Source organism: Bradyrhizobium acaciae (assembly GCF_020889785.1).
In the GTDB taxonomy this organism is placed as follows: Bacteria; Pseudomonadota; Alphaproteobacteria; order Rhizobiales; family Xanthobacteraceae; genus Bradyrhizobium; species Bradyrhizobium acaciae.
Genome location: NZ_JACMYK010000001.1, coordinates 170,451 through 194,130 on the forward strand (window position 1 = coordinate 170,451; position 23,680 = coordinate 194,130).

Sequence of the window (23,680 nt, forward strand, 5' to 3'; positions counted from 1 at the left end):
ATGGTGGCGTCGAGCGAGGTGACGCCTAGTCGTGGATCAGGCCCATCTTCTCGAACAGGCCGCGAATGTGGTGCGCGTAGCGGATGAAGTCTGGCGTATCGCGGAGTGCGAGCTTGCGATCATCGGGCAGATCGACTCGGATGTCCTCGGCGACCTTGCCGGGACGCGCGCTGAACACCACGATCCGCGTCGACAGGAACACCGCCTCCGAGATCGAGTGAGTGACGAAGCCCACCGTCATACGCTGGCGCTGCCAGAGATGATGCAGATCGACGTTCAGCTGATCGCGCGTCAGCGCGTCGAGGGCTCCGAACGGCTCATCCATCAGCAGCAGCCGCGGTTCGAGCAGCAGGGATCTACAGATCGCCGCTCGCTGCCGCATGCCACCCGACAGCGCACTGGGATAGACGTCGGCAAAATCCTTCAAGCCGACCATCGCCAGCAGTTCACGTGCCCGGGGCTCGTAGGCCTTACGGCCGTAACCGCCGAAATCCGCCGGCAGCAGTACATTTTCGAGCACGGAGAACCAGTCGAGCAGCGCATCGCGCTGAAACGCGATGCCGAGCTTTTCCGGGGGGCCGTTGATCGGCTTGTCGTCGAGCAGCAGCTCGCCGGCGGTCGGCTTTTCGAGGCCGGCCAGACAGCGCAAAAATGTACTCTTGCCGCAGCCGCTAGGCCCGAGCAGGCTGACGAATTCACCCTCGGCGATGTCCAGCGAGACGCTCTCGAGCGCGAGCAGACCCGTGGGTCCGCCGAACCGCTTCTGCACGCCACTGGCTGAGATCATCGCCCGCTCCGGCACCACGCCCGGCGCGAAGGATTGCACGCTGAGACGATCAAGCGCCGCCATTGGCGATCTCTTTCACGAGCTTTTCGTCGATGAAGTCGTTGGTGTAGTAGGCGGTCGGCGTCTCCACCTTGTCCATCAGCTTGCCTTCCTTCAGGGTCTCGATGCCCTCTGCCCAATCCTTCTCGGAGGCGACGCCCATCGGCTTGCCTTCGGTGGCGGGGGTCGAAACCAGCCCCTTGAGAATGTCGATCTGCTCCCGCAGCACCTCGGCGCTGAGCTTCGCCTGCGGCCGCGCGTCGATAATCGCCTTGATGGCCTCATCTTCATGGCCATTGAGGATGTACTGCCAGGCGCCGGCTGTGACGCTTGCAAATTTGCGCAGTTGATCGGCCTTGGCGGCGATCGTGGATTCGGTGGCGACCAGACCGAAGCTCGGGAACTTCAGACCGTAGTCCGAGAAGTTAATGGTCTTAGTCGGGCGCTGTTTATCGAAGATCGGCTGCATGAACGGCGCCGACGAAAACGCACCGTCGACATTGCGAGACATATAGAGGGTACCCTTGTTCGCGGCGTCGACGTTCGTCAACTCGAGATCGTTGCGGGTCAGGCCGCCCGCCGCCAAGAAGCGATCGAGAAACGGCGTTTCCAGCGAACCGGCCGTGAAGGTGAGCTTCGTGCCCTTCAGATCCTTAGGCGAGCTGATGCCGGAGTCCTTGCCGATCATCAGGCCGATATCGTTCTGGCGAATGAACACCGCAATCGACTTCACCTTCAGGCCCTTCGAGCGTGCAATCGCCATAGGGGCCAGCGCCGCGTGGCCGACATCGTAGGCGCCGTTGCCGACGATCTGCACGGTGGAGACCGAACCGGTGCCCTCTTCGAGTTGCACGTCGAGCCCCTGCTTGGCGTACCAGCCCTTCTTGATGGCAAGGTGGAACGGCACCTGGTCGCCCCATGGGGTCCAGTCGAGACGAACACGGATGGTCTCGATCGCGTTCGCCGGCGCGGCGATCGCCGTCATCGTCATCACCAGCGCACTGAGAATGACTTTTGGACTTATTCGCATCAGCCAACTCCTTTGATCGAACATCTGGCCTGAAGCGTAACACAAGGGTTCGGCTTGAACAGCCCAAAAAGCGAGCTGTACTGATTATTTTTCCCTCAAAGGCATGAACTTCAGTGCGCGCCCTCCTACCCGATTAAGAGAAATTCCTCCTATTCTGCCTCATCCGCTTGCTGCGGCGCAACGCGCGAAGGCCACCGCGGACACCTCGCCGAACTCCGCCAACAAGCACTAATCATCACGCGACACCGCGGCTTTGCGGCGCCTGCGGCGCGCAGGCGGCTCTTCTTCAGCCGCACCCGACTCCGGATCGGATTTCGCTGCTACTGCATCACGCTGCGGCGAGAGCATCTTCTCGCGGCGGCGACGCTCGACCTCGAAGCCAGATTCAGAAGGCACGAACTGGCTATTACCTTCGACTAACTGAGTCAGGACCGCCAGGAACGCCGGATGAAACGGCGGCGCCAATGGCGCCAGCAACCGCTCCTGCGCCTTCATCATGCAGACCCGCGCCTGTTCATGAACCTCCTCTCCCGCAGGCGTTAAGAAGGCTATCATCGATCGCCGATCACGCTGGCTGCGCTCGCGCCGGACCAGGCCGCGCTCCGACAGCCGCTCCAGCACGTCGGCCACATTAGTCCGATCGACACCGACCTCTCGGCCGAGATTCACCTGATCGCTGCCGGGATAGTAATGCAGAGCCGTCAGCAGCCCGTACTGAACCGGAGTGATCCCGAACTGCTTACACTCCTCGACGAAGATGGCGTTATGGATCTGGTGGAGACGTCGAACCAGATACCCCACCCGCGACCACAGCGGCAGCCGACCAGGCGCCGGGCCGCCCGCTTGCTGATCCATTTTGTCAAATTCGGTCATTCCATCCTCTCAGCTCGTCCAGAGCGGCGCGCTTTGCGGCGCCGAAAAAATCAGCATAGCTCACATTGACATACTATCGCAGCACAAATAGAATGATCAGTATACATCGTATTTCCCGACGGCCTTTGAGGCTCCTCAAAGGCCGCCGCGGAGCGAGATCGCTGCCAGTCACGCGCAACCCGCAGGTGCACGCCGGGCTGGCCTCAGAGACAAGGACCGCTCACCCGATGACGCGCAGGACGCGGAAGATCGCGCTTGAAGAGCACTTCATGCCGCGAGGATTCCAGAATTATTCCAAGACCTTCACGAAGCTCATGGGCGACTCGGCGCAGACCGAGTTGGCTTCGCGGCTGGAGGATTTCGACCGCCTGCGCATCGCCGACATGGACAATGCCGGCATCGATGTCTGTGTGCTGTCGCCGACCGCGCCGGGCGTCCAGGCCGAGCCGGATGCCAAACTTGCCGCCGAGCGGGCCAGGGAAGCGAACAATTTCCTGGCTGACCAGATCTCGCGCAATCCCGCACGCTTCGCAGGCTTCGCATCGCTGGCGATGCACGAGCCCCAAATCGCAGCGCGCGAGCTGCAGCGGTCTGTGAGCCGGCTGGGCCTCAAGGGTGCACTGGTAAATGGCCACACCCTGGGCGCTTATTATGATCAGCCGGTCTACGACGTGTTTTGGGAAACGCTGCAGGGCCTCGACGTTCCGCTCTATTTGCATCCGATCGATCACTGGCAGGTACCGGTGGCCTACGCAGATCGGCCTGAACTCGCCGGCGCCGTGTGGGGCTGGGGTGTGGAAACTGCCTCACACGCGTTGCGGCTGCTGTTCAGCGGTGTGTTTGACCGCTTCCCCAAGCTCAAGATCATCCTCGGCCACATGGGCGAGGGTCTGCCGATGCTGCTGTGGCGGTTCGACAGCCGCTTTGCCGTGTACTCGCAGGGCGTCAAGCTTGAACGCCGTCCGTCCGAGTATTTCGGCCGCAACATCGTCATCACCACCTCGGGCGTGTGCTCGCACGCCGCGCTGTCCTGCTCGCTCGCCGAGCTCGGCGATGACGCTGTGATGTTCTCGGTCGACTATCCGTACGAATCCAGTGCGGTCGCCGCCGACTTCATCGAGAGCGCCCCGATCGGCGACGACGTCCGGCAGCGCGTCTGCTTCGACAACGCAGCGCGTCTGCTCAAGATCGATACCACGCAAAAGCAGGCAAAGATCGCATGAAGACCTCGTTCCGCATCGGCCAGATCGTGCCGAGCTCCAACATCACCATGGAGACGGAGATCCCGGCGCTGCTGCGCGCCCGTGAAGCCGCGTCTCCCGAACGCTTCACCTTCCATTCGTCGCGGATGCGGATGAAGCACGTCACCAAGGAAGAACTAGCCGCGATGGACCGCGACAGCGGGCGCTGCGCGCTCGAACTCTCTGATGCGCGGGTTGACGTGATGGGCTACGCCTGCCTCGTCGCCATCATGTCGATGGGACTCGGCTATCATCGCGAATCGTCCCAGCGCCTCGCCGACGTCGCCGCCGACAACGGACACCCTACCCCGGTCGTCAGCTCGGCCGGTGCGCTGGTCGATGGCATCAAGACGATCGGCGCCAAGAAGATCGCGCTCGTCGCCCCCTATATGAAACCGCTGACCCAGATCGTAGTGGATTACATCCGCAATGAGGGCATCGACGTCGTCGACTGGCGGGCGCTCGAGATCTCCGATAACCTCGCCGTCGCAGCGCACGACCCGGCCAACCTGCCGGAGATCGCCAAGGCAATGCGCACTGCCGATGTCGATGCCGTGGTGCTATCGGCCTGCGTGCAAATGCCCTCACTGGCTGCCGTGCCGATGGCCGAGGCCATCACTGGCAAGCCGGTGCTGAGCGCGGCGATTGCCACCACTTGGTCGATGCTGAAGGCGCTGGGCCTCAACACCCGCGTTCCCGGGGGCGGCACGCTGCTGTCCGGCGCATATTGAGGTGCCGCTCATGAGCAGTGCAACGAGCCGCGGATACAATCTTCACACCAACGGCATTCGGCTGCACCTGCTGCATTTTCCGGGCAACGGGCCGCAGATGATCATCGTCCCCGGCATCACCTCCCCGGCGGTCACCTGGGGCTTTGTTGCCGAGCGGCTGACCGAAAAGTTCGACGTCACCATCATGGACGTGCGTGGCCGGGGCCTGAGCCAGGCCGGCGCGCTCGACTACAGCCTCGACGCAATGGCCGACGATCTGATCGGAGTGGTGGCCGCCGGGAAATTCGGTCGCCCCATCGTTCTCGGCCATTCGATGGGCGCCCGCGTCGCCATCTGCGCCGCGCGCAAGCAAGCGGACACTTTCTCCGGCCTCGTGCTGGTCGATCCGCCGGTCAGTGGGCCGGGCCGACGGCCATATCCCTCTGCATGGGTATGGTACGAAGATTCGATCGTGATGTCGCAGAAGGGTTGCTCCGGCGAGGATATGCGCGGGTTTTGCCCGAGTTGGAGCGATGAGCAGAACGCGCTGCGTGCCGAGTGGCTGCACACCTGCCAGCTCGACGCCATCCGCACCGCTTATGACGGCTTCCACACCGACGACATCCACGCCTATCTGCCGCAGATCAAGCTGCCGATGCGCCTCGTCGTCGCCGGCGGAGCCACCGTAATCCAGGCCGACGACGTCACTGAGTTTCAGAAGCTGGCGCCGCATATCGAGACCCGCACCGTCGCGCGCGCCGGCCACATGATCCCGTGGGACGATCTCGAAGGATTTCTGCAAGCCGTCTCCGATTTCTCCGCCTGATAATCAACCGAGGTAACCAAAGCATGGACCAGTCGATTTTCGCCGAGATTTGCCTGCACCAGCTCAAGATGTCGGGCGTGAAGGAAGGTGAGAAGCTGATCGTTCTCACCCAGGGTCAGGAACGCCTCGACTACGCCGACGCCTTCATGAGCGCCGGCCAGCGCCTCGGCGCCAGCATGTATCACATGCGCCTGCCGACGCCGCTGCCGACCAGCGGCTGGAATGTCGGCGTCACCGGCCTCGCCGCGATGCCGGATGCGGTCGAGGCGCTGAAGGCTTGCGACATGCTGATCGACTGCATCTTCCTGTTGTTCTCGCCGGAGCAGATGGCGATCCAGGCGGCAGGAACGCGCATCCTCACCGCGGTCGAGCCGCCGGAGTTGCTGGCGCGCATGCTGCCCACCAAAGAAATTCGCGAGAAGGTTGAGATCGCCGCCGGCCTGCTCGACCGCGCCAAGGTGATGCGGATTACGTCACCGCACGGCACCGACGTCACCTACAGGCTCAACACCTACCCGACCATCGCCGAATATGCCTGCACCGACGAACCCGGGCGCTGGGATCACTGGCCGTCCGGCTTCGTCTTCACAGGCGGCGATGACGACGGCGTCGACGGCCGCATTGTGGTGGCGCCCGGCGACATCCTGCTGCCACAGAACATCTATGTGCGCGAGCCAATCAGCTATACTATCGAAAAGGGCTGGATCACCGACATCCGCGGCGGCCTCGACGCCGAGCTGGTGAAGTCCTACATGGCAGCGTTTGACGATCACCGCGGCAACGGCATGAGCCATGTCGGCTGGGGCATGAACCCCAATGCCAAGTGGCACAACCTTGTCGCCGGCGCCTTCCCGGGCGGCATGGGGATGGAGCCGCGCAGCTTCTACGGCAACGTGATGTTCTCGACCGGGCCGAACAACGAACTCGGCGGCCCCAACGACACCGCCTGCCATCTCGATATCCCGATGCGCGGCTGCTCGCTGTTCCTCGATGACGAGCCAATCGTCGTAGACGGCGACATCGTGGTGCAAGAGATCCAGATGCATCGCAACTGACGAGTTCGTTGTCGTCAGGCGCATCGAGGGACAGGACATGGCCGCACATCAGGAAACCATCTATCGCCAAGCGGGCTTCGGCAATGCCGTGCCGCGCGGCTCGCGGCCCGGCGTGCTGGTCGTCGACTTCAGCTACGGCTTCACTGACACGAGCTACCCGACCGCCGCCGAGATGTCGGAGCCGATCGCCCGGACCCGGCAGATCACCGAGCTGGCGCGGGACCGCGGCCACCCCGTCGTCTACACCACGATCGCGTACCAGCCTGCCGAGCTGACGACCTTGCCCTGGCTGAAGAAGGCGGCCGGCATGGCGGCGCTGCTAGAAGGATCACGGCTCGTACAGATCGATGCCGCCACCGGCATCCGGCCCACCGATGCGCTAATCACCAAGAAGGGAGCGTCGGCGTTCTTCGGCACGTCGCTGGCGGCGCTGCTGACCAGCGCCGGCGTCGATACGCTGATCATCACCGGCGCGACCACCTCCGGATGCGTCCGCGCCAGCGCGGTCGACGCGGTTCAGTCCGGCTTCACCGTGCTGGTGCCTGCCGACTGCTGCGCCGATCGGGCCGACGCGCCGCACCGCGCCAATCTCTACGACATCGATCAGAAGTACGGCGACGTCACCACCGCCGCCGACATCATCGATTGGATCGAGCGGCTCCCTCGCTGAGCTTTCCAGATCGCCCGCTTGAGAGGCGTTCTCTGATAAGCCTCGAAACGCCAATTGAAGTGTGCTCCCTTCTCGCCATCTGAACTCCTGCCCGTCGGATGTTCGAGGCGAGACGCCTCTTTCGACGTGGATCGGAGGCGGAAGCAAGCCGATCGAGCGCGGCCCTTCGTGTCTGCTTCTGCGCTACAGTAAACAGATGGGCCGCCGGAAGCGGCAAACTATCCCGTACATGTTTAAACTATCTCGCGGCGCTGATGGATGAAGCAGTGCGGATGCCCGAGACCTACGACCAGAGCGGGCGTGACAGCAAGCTGGTAGAACTCCTCCTCTCCGAGATCGCGCACATGCCCCTGCATGCTGCTGGAGACCTCGCCGGTGCTGATGTCGGCTAGAACGGGCGATCTCCGGCAGCGATAACGGGCGGCAGGCCAAGTCAACTGGCGCCTTTGGGGGGGCCCACACGAGCGCGTGAAGGCCGAGCCGGCCTTGCTCCGGCCGGAGCCGCTGCTTGGGCCGTCTCGAGCTCCCGCGCCGCTTTAGCTCGATCGAGCCGATGCCTTCCTTCGAGTCCATCAGCGTTCCGATCTCATCGGCGCCCGTGAGGCGGGAGTAGCCGACCACGTCGGCCGCCAAGTTGGCCGCGAGCGTTGGCCACGTCTTGTCATGCTATCGGGTACTTCACGAACCCGGACGTCAGCCGTCCAACGACAAACTCGCGAGGCTGGGCGTCGCTCGTGTGAGCTACGGGCCGATTCCGTATATCGAGGCAATGGAAGCGCTGCAGAAGAAGGCGGCCAAAGCCTTTCATCGCGATACGCGGTAAGGAAGACCCACGCGACGCGGCTCGCACCACGGTCGTGGAGGCCCACAATTCAGGAGAGGATCAGACGATGTATTATGAAGCGATATCGCAATGCACGCAGTCCCTGAAGCTTGTCGAGGGCTGGCTCAATAAAACCGTAGCGTTCGCCGAAGCGGAAAACGTGGATGTCGACCCTCTTACCCCTATCATCTCAGGGGACTGGAGCGGGAACAAGTGCACACCTGTGCACGCCAAACCAGCCAAAATTGCACACGCTTGTACCGCATTTGATCTGGCGGTGCACACCTAGCGCACACGAAATCGGGGTGGAGTGCAGATGCGACCCGCTATGTCTCTACCTCATTGGACGCTCCGGGATCGTGGATCAACTCGATGCCAATCTCCGAGAAATTCTGAGCGCGATCGTGGCGGCCGTATCGGTTGAAGGGCGGCCTACCCAGCAAGCAGATGCAGCCGCCAAGAAAGCTTGTTGCAGCGGCACGAACCGCACGAGCAAATTCGGTATCGGCCTAACCGCGCTCACCCACGCGTAACGTCCCACACGCATGCCTCCGGCGATCGCACCTCTTGCTACCTATTCCGCCGTCGCTGCTGGGCCGATCGCAAACGTCCGAACCTCCGCGGCACGTATGCTGGTCGCAGAAATTTGGTGCACTGACTGATCGAGATCGAGACGCTCGATCGTGTACCCCACATCTCTTCCATACATTACGCTGGTGATGTTCGGCACCCGAACGATAACGTACAGACCTTCGTAAGCACGTAGTCCGTGCTCTATTCGGGATCGCACATACTCGAAGTCGAAAGGATTGCTCGCATCCACCCCTGTCGTGTCACGCACGGCGATACAGGCTTGGCCCACCCGACGAATACCCTCCACGATCAGGGCCTTGTGACCGTCATGAAACGGCTGATAGCGACCAACGAAGAGCGCTGTGGGCTTCTGCGAATTGAACACCGGCCTGACCAGGCGGCAAATCTGCTCCGCCCAGTATTGGGGCAAGCCTTCCGCATCGACGCGAACGTCAAACTGTTCGGGCATCACGAACAGCCGGTTGGTGTCAGAAAATCGACTTATCTGAATCCGGTCCAGCCAGACCACGAAGGCGGCACCTCCCTTAAGAAAAGCTGCACGCGCTGCCGGTGTCGGACAGATAAAGTCCGCTATTGCGAAGCCGCCCGTCCGCACGACCTGGTCACATAACCAGCCCATCCGAGCGGCGTGTTCAATGCGATCGGCCTCGTCAAAACCAAGATCCTTGTTGACGTTGCTTCTCACCTCGTCGGCGTTGAAGACCACGGCGTTAAGTCGCGGTGCAAGTGCGTTGGCCAAGGTCGTCTTGCCGGCGCCTGGAAGTCCCATGATGAGAATTTTTCGCGGAGCGGTGACTCTCATTGTATCCCTCCAAGCTCCCTGTCATGCCGCCCGAGCTCCGACGTGGCGGGCAGCGCATAACGGGTCAATGCCGCGTCTCTCAGTTGCGTTGCCATTCGCTGCCTTGCTTCGAAAGGACGCGGCGGGTCTGAGGATGCCCCCCGGCCAGCAAGCGATCGAAGACATCGAGCCACGGTTCGTAACGCCGCCATCGGGATACAGAGGTGCCGTAGATCGGCTGCCGCGCCTGCCACAAGCTCGCTGTCTTGATCACTCGTTGATTCCGCTCCGGCTGAAGGCACGCCTCGTTCCATTCCAGGCCGCAGAAGTCGAGCATCCTTCGTATGACCGGCTCAGGCGCCCCGACCAGTTCCTCATACCCGATCTCGAGCAGAAAGCTCGGGGGCAGCACGCTCCGCCAATGGTCGGTCAGTCTCTCGTATTGCAGATAGTAATCGACGATCCAGGCTCGATCGAAGGAGAAGTCCATACCGTTTGCAAAGTTGTTGAAATAGATCGAAAGGCACGTATCGATCGGGTCACGCCGACAATGGATGATCCTAGCGCCGGGAAAGGCTGCATGCAGCAGCCCGGCATTGTGGAAATTCTGCGGCAGCTTGTCGGTGACCCTGCGCGCGTCAGGAGAGATCTGCCTCAACATGACCTGATATACGCTCTGTGTCTCCCGCATCCATGCGGGATCGATCCCGCCATCGCGATCCACTCCGAAATCAGCAGCGCGATCGGTCCAGAAGGTCAGCTCACCACCTGCGGCGACCTCAGGATGGCTTGAGAGAATTTGTTCCGCCAATGTGGTGCCCGAGCGCGGCATGCCTACGATGAGCACCGGCACATCCCACTGGCTCGCCATGTCCCGGTTGCGCGCGATGAATTGCGGCGTGAAGCGCTGGATCAATCGGTCGACCAGGCCCGCATGTGCCTCGTGGTTATATCGCTTGTTCCTCACGCGCTTCTTCAGGGCATTGGCGCTGTCGAAATGCTCAATGGCGTGACGATACTCACCAAGATCGTCATAAGCCTTGCCCAACGCGAAATGGACAAGAACCGCCTCGTGCCCGGTGATGGCCGGGTTTTCCAGCTTGAGCTCCAATTGCCCGATCAGGGGTCTGTCAGCCTCTGAGAGCTGCTTCACCTCGACCAGTCCGACTGGTCCCAATATGTCCTGGGCATTGAGCGCGTTGGCCAGATCGAATGACGCAGCGGCCTCCTCGAAGCGTCCTCCCTGCATCAGAATGGTACCCAGCATGGCATGCGCATCACTTCTGCGCGGCTCAAGCGAGATCGCACGCCTGACCAGCTCTTCTGCCGCAGCGTCGTCGCTCGCAAAGCCCTGTACCCTGGCCTCACACAACAGCGCGAAAGCCGTGCCAGGTCGCAGGGCAGCAGCAGCCCGGAAGCATTCGCCGGCACGCTCGCGATGGCCCTGCTCTTCCAGCAGCAGGCCGAGCTTGAAGTGTGCTTCCACCAGGCTCGGCCGCAGCCGCGTGGCTTCCTGATAGCAGTCGATAGCCGCGGGGAGCGAACCGAGCGCCTCCGACGCGAGCGCCATGTTGTAATGGATGAGCCCGGACTTCGGATCGAGACGGAGCGCCTCGGCGAAGCAATCAGCAGCTCGCCGGAAATCGCTCGCGGCCAGGTGCACAAGCCCGAGATCATTCTGGGCTTCGGCACTGTCCGGCTGAAGACGCAGCGCTACTTCGAGCTCTTTAATGGCGTCCGCAAGATTGCCGGCCTGTCGGAGCAAGTTGGCCAGTTGGATATGAGTGGACGCAAGATCAGGATGAAGCGATACCGCTCGTTGCGCGACCTTCAACGCAAGCGGCAGCCTGTCGGTCTGCCCGGCTATCGCGGCCAATATCTGCAGGCCAGCCAGGTGATCAGGCTGCTGTGCCAGGATGCGGCGCGTAAGCCGCTCTGCGTCCTGCCCCTGCCCGTTTCCGTACGCGTCGATCGCATCCCTCAGCAGCGTCGGGATGTCGGAGGAAGATGCCGGCGACAGCGGCGCGCCGTCGGGCACCATGGCGATTGTGTCACTCATGCCGGCTCAACGCTTCGAACAGAGGACCGAGATGCTTCTCGTAGTTCCGCCATCTCCCGACCGAGCTCTGATACAGGGGTTGCCGGACTTGCCAGTAGCTGACGGTCGAGACCGGCCGTTCGGTGAGGTGAAAGTCCAGGCAAGCAGGCTCCCATTCCAGACCGAGAAATTCGATCAGACGTCGGCTTTGACCTTCCAGATCGGCGGTCAGCGTCTCGTAATTCATCTCGATCATCCGGTTGGGCAGTAACGTCATCCAGTGTCGGGCCAAACGATCGATCAGCCGCGCCCTGTGGCCGCAATCGGCGAGGTCATAGGAAAAATGCTGGGCTCCCGGGGAGAACATCTGGAAGTAGCACGACAGCGCGGTATCGCGATCGTCGCGACTGCACCAGATGATCCGCGCCCGGGGAAACAATCGCATGACAAGACCAACGTGAAGAACGTTGTCCGGCATCTTGTCGACGACGCGACATGCGCCTTTTGCATCGCCATACAGCTTGACGATGTGATCCTTCGCGAGCTGACGCGCCGTCTGATGAAACTTGTCCACCGAGCCGGCAACGTCCGGCCTGTTCAGGACATTGTCGAGCCGGATGATGTCGCCGAGCTCACCCGCTCCGAATACGCGTGAATGGCTGGCACAGATCTGCTCGACCAGCGTGGTGCCGGATCTCGGCATTCCCACCACGAATACCGGCAATTCCGACATGTTGCTGAAATCTGCCGGTGCCACGCTCGAACGATCCGGAAAACCTTCGATCAGTTGCTCAATCCGGACGCTGAAACCGTCCTTGTCGAATTGATCGGCCATCCTCGGCCAGATTTCGCGCACCAGCGCATTTGCCGCCGCATATCGGGCAAACGCTTCGTCATATCGCCCGGCCTTGTCGAACAGGCGTCCAAGGCCGAAACCCGCGGTGATGCGACCGTCAGTGCCTGTATCAGAGCGCTCCAGCAGTTCAATGAGGTGCAGTTCCTCTTCGACCTCCAGCGCCTTCCCCTCACTGAAAACGTGCTTGTAAGATCGCAGATCCCCGGGGCTGAGAGCGCGGACCTTGTGGGAATAACCGTCGGCTTCTTCGAACCGCCCCAGCGATCGCAACGCCCAACCGATGCCAGCGAGCGCATCGGGCATATCAGGTGAAAGCGCTTCTGCCCGTTCGAAGCACCCCAACGCATCGTCGGCCCGGTTGAGGTAGATGAGCGTGGCGCCCTTCGCACACAGGAATTCGGGAATGTCCGGCTTCAGGGCCAGTGCATTGTTGTGGCACCGCAGTGCTTCCGGCAACTGTCCCAGATCCCTGAACTGCGTTCCGAGCACGTAGTAGGTTTCCGCTCTGTTGGGCGCCAGGGCGATGATCTCCGACCAGTGGCGTTTGGCGTCCTGCACTCGCCCGGCCCACCGAAAGGCAATGGCGAGCTGGATGCGCGCCGGCATGGAACCGGGATCGATCGCGACCGCCGCCTCGCAATAGGACACTGCCGCTTCATAGCGGCCGATCTCCATCAGCAGCCTTGAAAGTTCGGTGTAGGCCAGGATCATGTCAGGCTTGAGCTTGATGGCGCGCTGATACGCGCTCATGGCCTCCTTGTTGTCATTGATCGCGCGTAGCGCCGCTCCGAGGTTGACCCATGCCTCGGGATGGCCGGGATGAACCTGGATCGCTCGCCGGATCGTATCGATGGCCGCCTGGACGTTGCCACGCTGCAATTCGATGGCGCCGAGCATATGCAGCGCCTGCGGATGGTTGGGCAGCCTTGCAAGGATGCCGCGGTATCCGGCTTCCGCCTGCTCCAGATTGCCGGATTTGTGCGCCGTGACCGCAGCGGAAAGCGCGTCGGCAATCTCCGTCACCTGTTCGCGGAACCCCTCGTTCTCCTCAAACAGCTGAACCAGCTGCGCGCGGAATTCTTCGGCCGGACCACGCCCGGTGTTCGTCCTCGCCGTTGCCTGGGATGCCTTGCTCATCGCTCGCGCAGACTCTCGTGTCGGTATCTCATGATCGGCGACAGGACATACTCGATTACACGCCGCTGTCCGGTTTTGATCTCCGCTGTCGCTCCCATGCCGGGCCCCAGCTGCATTTTCCCCTGCTCGGTGTCGATCGCAGTCTCGTTGAGGGCAATGCGCACCATGTAAGAGGACTCGCGCTCCGAAGAACTTTGCGGAGGTTGCTCCTTCGCCGCGAGCGGATCCTTGCCGGCTGCGTCACCGGAAGGGTGCGCGTATCGCAAGGTGTCGTGACCGACAAGCCGGACGATGCCGTGCAGGAGGCCGTAGCGCGTATAGTTATATGCCTCGATCTTCACTTCCGCGGGCTGGCCAATCTCGACGAAGCCGACTTCACGGTTCGGCAGCACCGCCTCGATTTCGAGCTTCGACTCGCGAGGGACCACAGCCATCAACGTTTGCGCCGGTGTCACTATGCCGCCAATTGTGTGGACCGACAGCTGTTCAACGGTCCCGTCGACCGGTGAGCGCAGCGTCTGCAAGACGGTACGCTGTCGGGCCTTGATCCCGTCCTGCGACAACTGCGCGGCATTCTGGTTCGCCTTGACCAGTTCCTTGATGTCCTGATCCCGCAACTCCTCTTCGGTCTGCTTCCACTGCTGCGTCAACGCCGCGACCTGCGCGGCCGTCGCGTCGACGTGATGTTGTGTTGCGGTGCGGGTATGTATTGCCTCGACCAGCTGCCGTTCGGACTCAAGCAGGTTGACCTTCGAGGTGAGACTCTTCTCCAGCAATTCCCGGTACATCCGCACCTTCTCTTCGAGCAGAGGAAGGGTCGCATCAATCTTCGCGATGGTTGCCTTTGATTCGTCCCGCTCGGCCGCCTTGGCCTGAATCTGTTGATCGACGCCGTCAAGCTTGGCCCGGTGCTGCGCCAGCTCGGTCGACAATTGTCGCCTTGCCGTCTCGACCAGCGCGGGGTCTGCGTCCGACGGGACAATGAAAGCGCCCGAGTCTCCGGTCAGCTGCGCCGACAGGCGCGATGCATCGAGTTTCGCCTGCATCAGATCGCGCGCTATCCGCTCGACGTCTGCTCCGGTCGTGGTCGGATCGAGCTCAATCAGGACATCACCGCGTCGAACCTGATCGCCTTCGGCAACCGCGATCCGCTTCACGACGCCGATTTCCAGCGGCTGGATCAGCTTCACCTCCCCGGCCGGAATCAGCCGTCCGTTCGCGACCGCGATGATGTCCACCTTGCCAAGACAGGCCCAGGTCACCGCCACCGCCACCAGGAGCACGATGACCGCAATCATCAGACGCCCGGTGGGCGAAGCCGGCGTATCGATGATCTCAAGCGCCCCGGGCAGGAACTCCCGCTCCGCAGCTCGCCGCTCGGTCGCCGAACCCCGCGGGAAGAGGATCAGTTTGCCGGCCGTACGACCGGCAGGAGCCCCGTTAGACGGCATTGGAGATCCCCGACTGTAGCCGGTAGAGCTGGGCATAGCGTCCTGACCGCCGGAGCAATTCCTCGTGCGTGCCTTCCTCCACCTTTCGTCCGCGGTCGAGCGTGATGAGACAATCGGCGCCGCGGACCGTCGAGAGCCGGTGTGCAATCACGAGCACGGTCCGGCCCGCCGCGATACGACGCATGTTTTCCTGGATGATGCGCTCGCTCTCATAGTCGAGTGCGCTCGTGGCCTCATCGAAAATCAGGATTCGGGGATTTGCCATCAGCGCGCGGGCGATCGCGATACGTTGGCGCTGACCACCGGACAATGATGCACCGCGTTCGCCGATCATCGTGTCGTAGCCGTGAGGCAGCTCCAGGATGAAGTCGTGTGCGCCCGACAGCGTCGCGACGCGGATGATCTGCTCGATCGGCGCGCCGGGATCGGCCAGCGCGATGTTCTCTCGCACCGAGCGGTTGAACAGGACATTGTCCTGCAACACGACGCCGATCTGCTGGCGTAACCAGGACGTATCGATCATCGCAAGATCGGCCCCATCGATCAGCACCCGGCCGGATTCCGGCGTGTAGAGGCGCTGGACCAGCTTGGCCAGGGTGGACTTGCCCGATCCCGATGGTCCGACGATGCCGATCACCTGGCCCGGCGCCACATTCAGCGACACATCAGTCAGGACCGGTGGTCCACCTGCCAGATAGCGGAACGTGACATGTTCGAGCCGGATCTCGCCCTTGATCGACGGCAGCGAGGCCGCCCCCAATTGCGCCGGCTCGCGTTGCGTATTCAGGATATCGCCCAAGCGAGCGATCGAGAGCCTGGCCTGCTGGAAATCCTGCCACAGCTGTGCGATGCGCAGCACCGGCTGGGCCACGCGTCCAGCCAACATATTGAAGGCGACCAATTCGCCGACAGTGAGCTCGCCCGCCATCACGCCCTTGGCTCCCAGATAGAGCGTGACGACGATGGTGAATTTGTTGATGAACTGGACGATCTGCCCGCCGATGTTACCCAGCGTCTGCGTACGGAAGCTTGCCCGGACATAGCCGGACAATTGTTCCTCCCATCGTCGCTGCATTTGCGGTTCGACCGCCATTGCCTTGATGGTTTCGGCGCCGCTGATCGACTCGACGAGGAAGGCCTGATTGTCGGCACCGCGAGCGAACTTCTCATCCAGGCGGCGGCGCAGCACCGGGGTCAAGACCAGGCTGATGATCACGTAGAGCGGCAACGACGCAACAACGATCCACGTCAACATGGGGCTGTAGAGGTACATGACCCCGAGGAAGATGAAGGTAAAAAACAGATCGATCGTGAGCGTCAACGCCGAGCCGGTGATGAAGTTGCGGATATTCTCCAGTTCGCGCACGCGCGCCACGGAATCACCGACACGGCGGTGGGCAAAATATGCCAGCGGCAAACCCAGGAGGTGATCGAACAGCCGCGCGCCCAGTTCGACATCGATGCGGTTGGTGGTGTGGCTGAACACATAGGTCCGCAGCGCACCCAGTGCCACCTCGAACACCGACACCGTTGCGAGGCCGATCATCAGCACATCGAGCGTGGACAAGCCCCGATGCACCAGCACCTTGTCGACGACGACCTGGAAGAACACCGGCGACACGAGGCCGAGCAGTTGGAGGAAGAAGGATGCGACCAGGACTTCGGAAAGCACATAGCGATAGCGATGCACGGCCGAAAGGAACCAGCGCACGTCAAAGCTATTGACCAGCGTCGTGGGCGAAAAACGTTTGCCGAGCAGAATCAGTTCGCCCGTCCATTCCTGCTCCAGCTCCGAGCGCTCCACGAGATGCGGGAGTGCAGCGCCCGCGACGTGCACGGCGGCCCGACCATCGACTAGACGGCTGACGATGCTGAATCGACCGTCCTTGTTGACGAGAATCGCCGGCAGTGGCGTTTTCTCGAGCCGATCCCAGCCTGTCTTTACCAACCGCGCCCGCAATCCAAGACGTCGCGCGATGCGAAGCAGGTCTTCATCGCTCGCGCTTTGCCCAGCCGCCAGGTGATGGCGGCCTATGGCGACGGGGTTCGCCGGGACGCCCAAATGTCGCGCAATCTGGCAGAGCGCGATCAAACCCGTATCAGCCCCGGCGATGACTGATACGGGCCCCGATTGCTCTTGATCGACGTTTGCCACAGCCCGACTCGACCGACTACATCGACACCTACACCGTCTGCGTTACGGTCTGCTGCCCGAAACCATTCAACGCGAACGTCTTGTTGTAGATCGGCGGGAATGTACCGAGTTGGACGGTCGTCCCGGCCTTGAATGCCGTGAAGGAGCCGATGTGGCTGACCGACAGCGCCAGCGCGGTGATCGAGGCATTCATTGTGGCGCCGAGCGACGTGTTGTTGGTCAACGTCGCGGCCGGCACCAAGCCGAGATTGAGGTCGATCTTGCCGTCGTGGTTCAAGTCGTGGGTCGACGCGTTCGGAATCGTCAGCGGCGTGCCGAACGACAGGGATTCGACCGTTCCGTCCTCCAGGACCAGCGCAGGTACCAGGCCGGACGAATTGAGATCGAATTTCTGGACGACGTTCAGGCCGATGCCCAGGATCAGATCCAGCACATCGATCGACAACGGACCAACGTTGATGTCGGTCACGTCGGAGCCAAGCAGGATGTTGCTTGCGATCGCGACGAGATCGCCCGAGAGGTTCACGATATCGTTGCTCGTTCCCGTACCCGAGATCGTACCTGGGTTCGGGTTGCTGCCGTTGGTGTTCACGTTGGGGAATGCGAGGGTCAGCGATCCCCCCTTCAGGTCGATGGTCGTGCTCAGCTGGCTGCTCTTCAGGCTGAAGCCCAGCACCGGCTTGGTGAACGACCCGACGGTTACATTCACGCTGGGACCGGTACCAAAAACGGTGGCGTGTGCACCGGCAGAGAGACCGAGATCCAGCCCGAAGGTGAAGGATCCGCTTGGCCCATGGGCCGTGAAGTGCCCATTGCCCAGTTCCATGTCGGTCGCCATGATCTGCAGGGTGTCGGTCGTCTTGTTATAGGTCGAGTCCAATCCGACCTGGAACGGCAGCGTTGCGCTGATGTCGCCGGCCGTAATCTTCAGGTCCGCCTGCACCCCGGCCCTGAAGTGCAGATTGGCGCCCGCGCTTGCGATCGTGGTCGAGATGCCCAGTGTGCCGATCACAGCCTTCTTCGAGGTGCTGTAACTCTTGTCGATGCCAAGGAACCCGGTGTTGAAGTCCTTGCTGAAGGCTGCTCCCGTATCCCAGATGCTCTGACCGGAAGTCTGGAAGTTCAGATCGTTCGATGTCTTGACGTTGTCGATCGCGATCGACTGGCTCGTGCTGTTCGAGGCGGTGACCGCGGTATTCTCCGTCTCGGCCGCCGTCGCCGTGATACCCAGCGAATCGACAACCGAGGTGTCCGTCGGCATCAGGACGTCGATCTCATCCTGAAAACTGCCCTGATTGGAGGAGTTGAGCGTGATCGTGTTGCCCGACAGCAATCCGAGCGTGTCGGTGATCGAACTGGCGCTCGTGGTTCCGGTCAGGTTCAGCGCGATGCTCTGGATGAAGTCGGACCCCTGGTTCACGGTACCAAAGTCGCCGGATCGAGAAGTGACTTGCAGGCGAACCTCGTTGATCGGGTCGCCGGGCTGCATCGGCAGAACTTTCACATCGACCGACGGCGTGTCCGCCACCGGCGTTTCCTTGACGGTGAGCAGCGTGACGGCGTTGTTGCCGGCACCGTCGGAGGAATAGACCTGGAAGACATCCTGATCTCCGGTCGGCATCCCGTTCACAATGTCGTCCAGGGTTGTCGGCGTATAGATGAGGCTCTGTCCATCGGGTGCGATGCTGATCGTGCCGTATTTGGGCCCAAGCGGTCCTGGCGCTACCTGCGTAATCTTCATGTTCGCGCCGCTGACCAGATTGCCGATCGGGATCGTGATCGGCGTATCCTCGAGCGTCGTCTCGGTATCCGCTGTGATGGTCTGGCTGATCGTGGTGGACGCGGTGGGCGGAACGCCGGTGTTCTCGGTCTCGGCATTCGTTCCGGTCATCGACAGGGTGTCACTGAACGTCGATCCCGAAGGTAGTGAGACAACGAGTTCGTCCGTGAACTGTCCCGGATTGGCTGGGGCGTTGATCAGGTTGCCGGACAACAAGCCGGCGGTATCCGTGACGGTAATTCCGCTGGTATTGGTACCGGTCAATGAAAGAGCCAGACTCTTGATATAGTCCGACATCTGATCGATCGTGGCGAAGTCCCCCGATGTCACGGTCACGTCGAACCTGACCGTTGTCGCGGCGTCTCCCGCATGCGGTGCGGCGATCTGATCGGTCACCTTCGGCGGATCGGCAACGGGCGTGGCGTTCACCGTAACGAAGCTCGTGACTTCGCCGCCAAAGCTGTCGGTCACACAGACCTGGAACGCGTCCTGGTTGCCGGTGAGAATCCCGTCGACCATGTAATCGAGTGTCGTCGGCGTGTAGATGATGCTCTGACCGTCCGGTGCGATGGTGACTGTGCCGTACTGCGGTCCTTCCGCCCCCGAACCGATCTCGCTGATCCTCAGGATCGCGCCGCCGTTCCTGTCGGTCGCCAGAGCGCTCACCGGAATCGTGATCGATGTATCTTCCAGAGTTGTGACCGTATCGGGCGTCGCCGTCGGCGCATATGGCGCCACAGCTTCAAGTTTCTGCCCAACGCTCAGCGTTCTAATCCCGACGATGCCGGTCTCACCTGCCGGATGCAGGTCATCAATTGACAGGTCATGAGCGCTATCGCTCAAGACGAAGCTCGCGGACTGGATATTCAGATGATCGCTGCCTATGCCGGCCAACCCGAACTCCATGCCGACGTCAAACGCCGGCACCTTGGCGCCGTTCAGATTCACCCCATTCTTCAGGTTGATCACGCTGCCCGCGCCAGTCACGAACTGCGTGATCTGCGGATCGCCGCTGACCGTAAGGCCGGATAGCTTGTTGTTGGTAAGATCGAAGAAGAGCCCCGACAGGTCGGCCTTCGGCCCAAGCATGTTCACTGTGAAGTCGAGGTTGCCACCGTCCTCGACAACCGTGACAGTCGCGCCCGGCGAGCCCGGCACAGTGAACGTGATACTTCGGGGACATACCACCTCCGCTGCCGGCGGTGAGGTTGGATCAGTGGGAAGAAAAACTCCGTCTATTTTTCCGTGGAGGGCGGCCGGGAAACTGACGTCTAAGAGGTTTCCATCTGACCAATACCAGATGCCATCCTTGCTCTTGAGGACCAACGTCATCGTCGCCTCCCTCTATCACTGATGAAAAATGAACGACTACAACTGACTTCTCCTCGCGGAAGCTCCTGGAAAAGGAGCTCGCGACACTGCGCATTTCGGTCGATGGACCACAAATATTTCGGGTAAGCGTCGTCAGCATTGCACAGTTGCCACGACCCCACAACACCTATCGTTTCAAGTTGTAATAAAACACCCTTGGATCGAAATCGTTTCGAGCGAGATCTGCGCGAATGACAATCAAGATGACGCGCGCGCAGGCCTTACCTCATCAAGCGCACGCGTGATTGCTCAACGCTTCAACTTGAGTCGTCCGCGACCAACAATTGCCGGGAGTTCATGCGCAGCGCTTCGTGTGTTCCGGAATGCAATGGGAGTTCTGCTGCACTCTTGCTCTCGCACATTGCGTTTAGCATTGCTGATTTGACGCTGCCGCTAGTGGAGTTTACCGAAGAGCGCGCGAGCGCTCATCACAACCGCAATCAGTGCGGAAACCCATTCTACCCGTCACGACGCTTCCGTCATTCGGGGTGATACGTCCGTCTTGGATTCGACGATCTAGGCGCCGGCCTCGTCAGGGCCTCGCTTCAGTCGCCATTGCAGCAACGAAAAGATTGGGTCGGCCTCCAGGTGATGCTCGAAGACCCCTTCAACCTCAGCTCTGATGGCCACAGTCTGGCGGGGATCGCCCAGCAGATTACCCACCATGCGTACGCCACCGGCGTGTGGTAACTCGACGAGCAGCGCGACGTATGGCCCGTGCTGCTTCAGTGCCGCATGCGATGGATGCCACACGCGCTCCCAACTATAGATGCGGCCGGTCGGCTCGACGTCGGTCCACGTGAGATCAAAGGAATGACAGTTGTGGCAAATCCATTCGGGGCCGAACTGCCAGGAACGGCAGCGATCGCAGCGTTGCACCAGCAGACGGCTTTCGCGCAACCCCAACCAATAAGGTGTCGAGAGGCCGTCCGGCTCGCCGACCGGAATCGGCAATCCGGCAGGGAGATAGTGCGCGGGTCCGCTCATAACGTCGCCTCCGAACCCAGAATGAGGTTGCTGGCCGGCGTCACCATCGGACCGCCGATCACCAACGCCACGTCGTTTCGTCGAACCTGGCTCGTCGACGTTCCACGTACCTGACGGACCGCTTCCAGCACCAGCTCAAGGCCGTGCATGTAGCATTCGGCAAGGTTGCCACCGCTGGTGTTGAGCGGGAGCCTCCCGGTCGGTGCGATCAGATTGTCGAAGGTGAGAAAGTCGTTGGCCTCGTCGGGCCTGAAGAAGCCGTGTTCCGCCAGTGCCATCACGACGCCGCCAGTGAAATTCTCATACGCCTGGACCACGCCCACATCCAAGGGCCCTGCTCCGGCCATGCGATAGAGATCAGACGCCACGGTATCGAAGCTCGAAGTCGCATAGAGCGGCGCGTTGTGTGCCGTCGCCGCCGCGCGATGTCCCGATCCGAAGGCGGCACCGAGCACATAGGCCGGCTTGCGCCTGAAGTCATGGGCGCGCTCGGCCGATACGAGCAGCAGCGCGGCCGCTCCATCGTTCTCCATGCAGCAGTCGTAGAGATGGAACGGCTCCACGATCCAGCGCGAGGCATCGTACTTCCCGGCGTCCAGCGGCTTGCCGTGCATCACGGCACGCGGGTTGGCCTGGGCATGATGATAGGAAGCGAGTGCAATCGCGCGTAGCGCCTCCTGCCGTACGCCGTGCTCGTGCATGTAGCGCTGCACGCGCATGGCAAAGCGCTGCGGCGGCGCCAGCACGCCGTAAGGCATCAGATATGACCGCTCGCCCGAAACGGTGTGGATACCGGCCGCCTGTCCAAAGCGGCCATATTGGCCCTGCGCCAATGAGCGGGAACACCACGACGCAATCGGCGAGGCCGGCGACGATCGAGGCCGCCGCGTTGGCAACCGCCGCGCAGCAACCGCCGCCACCGCCGCCCCATTGCATGGTGGCGGAGCGCAATCGATGCGTACCCAGCGCCGCAGCCAACCTTGACGCCTCGCTGCGATCGTCGCTGTAGGAGGAGAAGCCATCGATCTCGCGCGGATCGAGCCCGGCATCCTCGCATGCCGCCAGAATGGCCTTCAGCGCGAGCTTGAATTCCGGATCGGGCGAAGCGCCGTGCCGATAATATTCCGTTTCACCGATCCCGATGACGGCCACGCGGCCTCTCAACGTCCGTGCGCCTCGACCGCGTGCCGTCACGGCTTGGCATTCTGTCGCGAGGGTTCGCTGCCGAAGGCCCCGCCTTCGGCAAGGTGCGCGATCTCCGCTTCGTCGTAGCCGAGCAGCTCGCGCAGCACGCTTTCGGTGTGCTGCCCAACCGCCGGTGCCGCAACGGGATCGACGATCGGCGTCAGCGAATAGCGGATCGGCAGATTCACATTCGGCACCCACCCGACCGTCTCATGTGGAATCCGGGTGACGATCCCGCGCTCCCTTGCCTCCGGAGAACGGATCGCCTCGCCAACGGTGCGCACCTGGCCACAGGGCACCCCGGCGGCCCGCATCCGCGACTGCCAGTACGACCAAGGCTGGCGGCCGAAGGCATCGCCGAGAATTGCGAACAATTCGTCGCGCCTGCGGATTCGATCGGGGCCGGTTGCATAGATCTCGGCCGCCGCGAGATCCTCGCGATCGAGAACCTGTGCCATCAAGCGTTGGAAGATCTTGTCGTTGCCGCAGTTGATATAGAAAGTGCAATCACTCGCCGGGAACACGCCCGACGGACAGGTGTCCGGGCTGGTGTTGCCGCTTCGCTTCGGATCCGCATCATTGAAGAGCGACTGCATGGTCGCGTAGCCGGTCATCAGCACGGCATTCTCGAACAACGACACCTCGATGGCCTGGCCCTGCCCGCTGCGCTCGCGCGCGAACAATGCACCAAGGATCGCATTGCTGGCCATCATCGCGGTGCTGATATCCATCACCGGCGACAAGGCACGTACGCCCTCCCGGTCGGCATAGCCGTTCATCGACACGAAGCCGCTTTCGACCTGCGCGATCGGATCGAATCCCAATCGATCCGAAAACGCCCCGTCGCGGCCATAGGCCGACACCGAGCAATAGATGATCTCGGGTTTGATCTTGCGGCAGCTCTCGTAGTCGAGCCCCAGCCGTGCCATCACACTCGCCGAAAAGTTCTCGACAACGACGTCCGCCGTCGCGATCAGCTCACGCGCGAGCTTCAGCCCCTCAGTGGACTTGAGATCGAGGGCAACGCTGCATTTATTCCGGTTGGTCCAGAGGAACGGCGCGCCGTGCTTGAGATCGGGATGTACCGGGGGATAACGGCGCAAATCGTCCCCGCGGCCCGGGGCTTCGATCTTGATCACTTCGGCGCCCAAATCGGCGAGTATCATGGTCGCAAACGGTCCCGCGATGAAATGCGAGAAATCGATCACGCGGATTCCCTCGAGAGCTTTCCGGGCTCCAGCGGGACGAGGCGTGTGCTCGGGGAAGTCGGCTTCAAGCTGTTCCAGCATCG

The 23,680-nt window shown here is 61.9% G+C and carries 19 protein-coding genes; 7 read left to right on the plus strand and 12 right to left on the minus strand.

Features of this window, described 5'->3' with window-relative positions; all coding sequences use genetic code 11:
- Positions 1–25: 25 nt before the first annotated feature.
- The 3 genes from H8A92_RS00795 to H8A92_RS00805 all read right to left on the minus strand — a co-directional run bounded on the left by H8A92_RS00795 (position 26) and on the right by H8A92_RS00805 (position 2,729).
- On the minus strand, positions 26–850 hold the full coding sequence (locus H8A92_RS00795) for an ABC transporter ATP-binding protein (RefSeq protein ID WP_229193947.1): 825 nt from the start codon (positions 848–850) through the stop codon (positions 26–28).
- Positions 837–1,856: an ABC transporter substrate-binding protein gene (locus H8A92_RS00800; RefSeq protein WP_229193949.1), complete on the minus strand. Its 1,020-nt coding sequence runs from the start codon at positions 1,854–1,856 to the stop codon at positions 837–839. The genes H8A92_RS00795 and H8A92_RS00800 overlap by 14 nt, the downstream gene beginning before the upstream one ends.
- A 228-nt stretch (positions 1,857–2,084) precedes the next feature.
- Positions 2,085–2,729, minus strand: coding sequence for a MarR family winged helix-turn-helix transcriptional regulator (locus tag H8A92_RS00805; protein ID WP_229193950.1), 645 nt, complete (start codon positions 2,727–2,729; stop codon positions 2,085–2,087).
- Between the two features lie 227 nt (positions 2,730–2,956).
- Here H8A92_RS00805 and H8A92_RS00810 point away from each other — a divergent pair, with 227 nt between their 5' ends.
- The 7 genes from H8A92_RS00810 to H8A92_RS00840 all read left to right on the plus strand — a co-directional run bounded on the left by H8A92_RS00810 (position 2,957) and on the right by H8A92_RS00840 (position 8,343).
- Positions 2,957–3,952 carry an amidohydrolase family protein gene (locus H8A92_RS00810; protein ID WP_229193951.1) on the plus strand — a complete coding sequence of 332 codons (996 nt, stop codon included), beginning with the start codon at positions 2,957–2,959 and terminating at the stop codon, positions 3,950–3,952.
- Positions 3,949–4,701: a maleate cis-trans isomerase family protein gene (locus tag H8A92_RS00815; protein WP_476695691.1), complete on the plus strand. Its 753-nt coding sequence runs from the start codon at positions 3,949–3,951 to the stop codon at positions 4,699–4,701. The genes H8A92_RS00810 and H8A92_RS00815 overlap by 4 nt, the downstream gene beginning before the upstream one ends.
- Positions 4,702–4,711: 10 nt before the next feature.
- Complete coding sequence (locus tag H8A92_RS00820) at positions 4,712–5,506, plus strand: alpha/beta fold hydrolase (RefSeq protein ID WP_229193952.1); 795 nt, start codon at positions 4,712–4,714, stop codon at positions 5,504–5,506.
- Between the two features lie 23 nt (positions 5,507–5,529).
- Complete coding sequence (locus H8A92_RS00825; protein ID WP_229193954.1) at positions 5,530–6,561, plus strand: 2,5-dihydroxypyridine 5,6-dioxygenase NicX family protein; 1,032 nt, start codon at positions 5,530–5,532, stop codon at positions 6,559–6,561.
- 37 nt (positions 6,562–6,598) lie between these two features.
- Positions 6,599–7,231 (plus strand): isochorismatase family protein, encoded by a 633-nt coding sequence (locus H8A92_RS00830; RefSeq protein WP_229193956.1) that lies wholly within the window; start codon positions 6,599–6,601, stop codon positions 7,229–7,231.
- 254 nt (positions 7,232–7,485) lie between these two features.
- Positions 7,486–7,623, plus strand: coding sequence for a hypothetical protein (locus H8A92_RS00835; RefSeq protein ID WP_229193958.1), 138 nt, complete (start codon positions 7,486–7,488; stop codon positions 7,621–7,623).
- Between the two features lie 498 nt (positions 7,624–8,121).
- Complete coding sequence (locus tag H8A92_RS00840) at positions 8,122–8,343, plus strand: hypothetical protein (protein WP_229193959.1); 222 nt, start codon at positions 8,122–8,124, stop codon at positions 8,341–8,343.
- 285 nt (positions 8,344–8,628) lie between these two features.
- Here the strand turns inward: H8A92_RS00840 and H8A92_RS00845 are convergent, their stop codons facing one another.
- The 9 genes from H8A92_RS00845 to H8A92_RS00885 all read right to left on the minus strand — a co-directional run bounded on the left by H8A92_RS00845 (position 8,629) and on the right by H8A92_RS00885 (position 23,678).
- Entirely contained in the window at positions 8,629–9,450 is an 822-nt protein-coding gene (locus H8A92_RS00845; RefSeq protein WP_229193960.1) for an adenylyl-sulfate kinase, read from the minus strand.
- A 79-nt stretch (positions 9,451–9,529) separates the two neighbouring features.
- A complete protein-coding gene (locus H8A92_RS00850) occupies positions 9,530–11,488 on the minus strand; it encodes a tetratricopeptide repeat-containing sulfotransferase family protein (protein ID WP_229193961.1) in 1,959 nt (652 codons plus the stop codon).
- Positions 11,481–13,460 carry a tetratricopeptide repeat-containing sulfotransferase family protein gene (locus H8A92_RS00855; RefSeq protein ID WP_229193962.1) on the minus strand — a complete coding sequence of 660 codons (1,980 nt, stop codon included), beginning with the start codon at positions 13,458–13,460 and terminating at the stop codon, positions 11,481–11,483. The genes H8A92_RS00850 and H8A92_RS00855 overlap by 8 nt, the downstream gene beginning before the upstream one ends.
- The gene (locus tag H8A92_RS00860; RefSeq protein WP_229193963.1) at positions 13,457–14,911 is read right to left on the minus strand and encodes an HlyD family type I secretion periplasmic adaptor subunit; all 1,455 of its coding nucleotides are present in this window, start codon (positions 14,909–14,911) and stop codon (positions 13,457–13,459) included. The genes H8A92_RS00855 and H8A92_RS00860 overlap by 4 nt, the downstream gene beginning before the upstream one ends.
- Positions 14,901–17,066 carry a type I secretion system permease/ATPase gene (locus tag H8A92_RS00865; RefSeq protein ID WP_229193964.1) on the minus strand — a complete coding sequence of 722 codons (2,166 nt, stop codon included), beginning with the start codon at positions 17,064–17,066 and terminating at the stop codon, positions 14,901–14,903. The genes H8A92_RS00860 and H8A92_RS00865 overlap by 11 nt, the downstream gene beginning before the upstream one ends.
- A gap of 28 nt (positions 17,067–17,094) precedes the next feature.
- Positions 17,095–20,178 (minus strand): Ig-like domain-containing protein, encoded by a 3,084-nt coding sequence (locus H8A92_RS00870; protein WP_229193965.1) that lies wholly within the window; start codon positions 20,176–20,178, stop codon positions 17,095–17,097.
- A 555-nt stretch (positions 20,179–20,733) separates the two neighbouring features.
- Positions 20,734–21,204, minus strand: coding sequence for a Zn-ribbon domain-containing OB-fold protein (locus H8A92_RS00875; protein WP_229193967.1), 471 nt, complete (start codon positions 21,202–21,204; stop codon positions 20,734–20,736).
- Complete coding sequence (locus H8A92_RS00880) at positions 21,201–22,037, minus strand: thiolase C-terminal domain-containing protein (RefSeq protein WP_229193969.1); 837 nt, start codon at positions 22,035–22,037, stop codon at positions 21,201–21,203. The genes H8A92_RS00875 and H8A92_RS00880 overlap by 4 nt, the downstream gene beginning before the upstream one ends.
- Positions 22,038–22,394: 357 nt before the next feature.
- Positions 22,395–23,678, minus strand: coding sequence for a CaiB/BaiF CoA transferase family protein (locus H8A92_RS00885; RefSeq protein WP_229193971.1), 1,284 nt, complete (start codon positions 23,676–23,678; stop codon positions 22,395–22,397).
- Positions 23,679–23,680: the final 2 nt, after the last annotated feature.

Bases quoted from the DNA above. Each gene is read 5' to 3' on its own strand.
- H8A92_RS00815 (WP_476695691.1), top strand. From the start codon at position 3,949: ATGAAGACCTCGTTCCGCATCGGCCAGATCGTGCCGAGCTCCAACATC.
- H8A92_RS00795 (WP_229193947.1), bottom strand. From the start codon at position 850: ATGGCGGCGCTTGATCGTCTCAGCGTGCAATCCTTCGCGCCGGGCGTG.
- H8A92_RS00850 (WP_229193961.1), bottom strand. From the start codon at position 11,488: ATGAGTGACACAATCGCCATGGTGCCCGACGGCGCGCCGCTGTCGCCG.
- H8A92_RS00810 (WP_229193951.1), top strand. From the start codon at position 2,957: ATGACGCGCAGGACGCGGAAGATCGCGCTTGAAGAGCACTTCATGCCG.
- H8A92_RS00820 (WP_229193952.1), top strand. From the start codon at position 4,712: ATGAGCAGTGCAACGAGCCGCGGATACAATCTTCACACCAACGGCATT.
- H8A92_RS00875 (WP_229193967.1), bottom strand. From the start codon at position 21,204: ATGAGCGGACCCGCGCACTATCTCCCTGCCGGATTGCCGATTCCGGTC.
- H8A92_RS00840 (WP_229193959.1), top strand. From the start codon at position 8,122: ATGTATTATGAAGCGATATCGCAATGCACGCAGTCCCTGAAGCTTGTC.
- H8A92_RS00830 (WP_229193956.1), top strand. From the start codon at position 6,599: ATGGCCGCACATCAGGAAACCATCTATCGCCAAGCGGGCTTCGGCAAT.
- H8A92_RS00835 (WP_229193958.1), top strand. From the start codon at position 7,486: ATGGATGAAGCAGTGCGGATGCCCGAGACCTACGACCAGAGCGGGCGT.
- H8A92_RS00860 (WP_229193963.1), bottom strand. From the start codon at position 14,911: ATGCCGTCTAACGGGGCTCCTGCCGGTCGTACGGCCGGCAAACTGATC.
- H8A92_RS00800 (WP_229193949.1), bottom strand. From the start codon at position 1,856: ATGCGAATAAGTCCAAAAGTCATTCTCAGTGCGCTGGTGATGACGATG.
- H8A92_RS00845 (WP_229193960.1), bottom strand. From the start codon at position 9,450: ATGAGAGTCACCGCTCCGCGAAAAATTCTCATCATGGGACTTCCAGGC.
- H8A92_RS00870 (WP_229193965.1), bottom strand. From the start codon at position 20,178: ATGACGTTGGTCCTCAAGAGCAAGGATGGCATCTGGTATTGGTCAGAT.
- H8A92_RS00805 (WP_229193950.1), bottom strand. From the start codon at position 2,729: ATGACCGAATTTGACAAAATGGATCAGCAAGCGGGCGGCCCGGCGCCT.
- H8A92_RS00855 (WP_229193962.1), bottom strand. From the start codon at position 13,460: ATGAGCAAGGCATCCCAGGCAACGGCGAGGACGAACACCGGGCGTGGT.
- H8A92_RS00885 (WP_229193971.1), bottom strand. From the start codon at position 23,678: ATGCTGGAACAGCTTGAAGCCGACTTCCCCGAGCACACGCCTCGTCCC.
- H8A92_RS00825 (WP_229193954.1), top strand. From the start codon at position 5,530: ATGGACCAGTCGATTTTCGCCGAGATTTGCCTGCACCAGCTCAAGATG.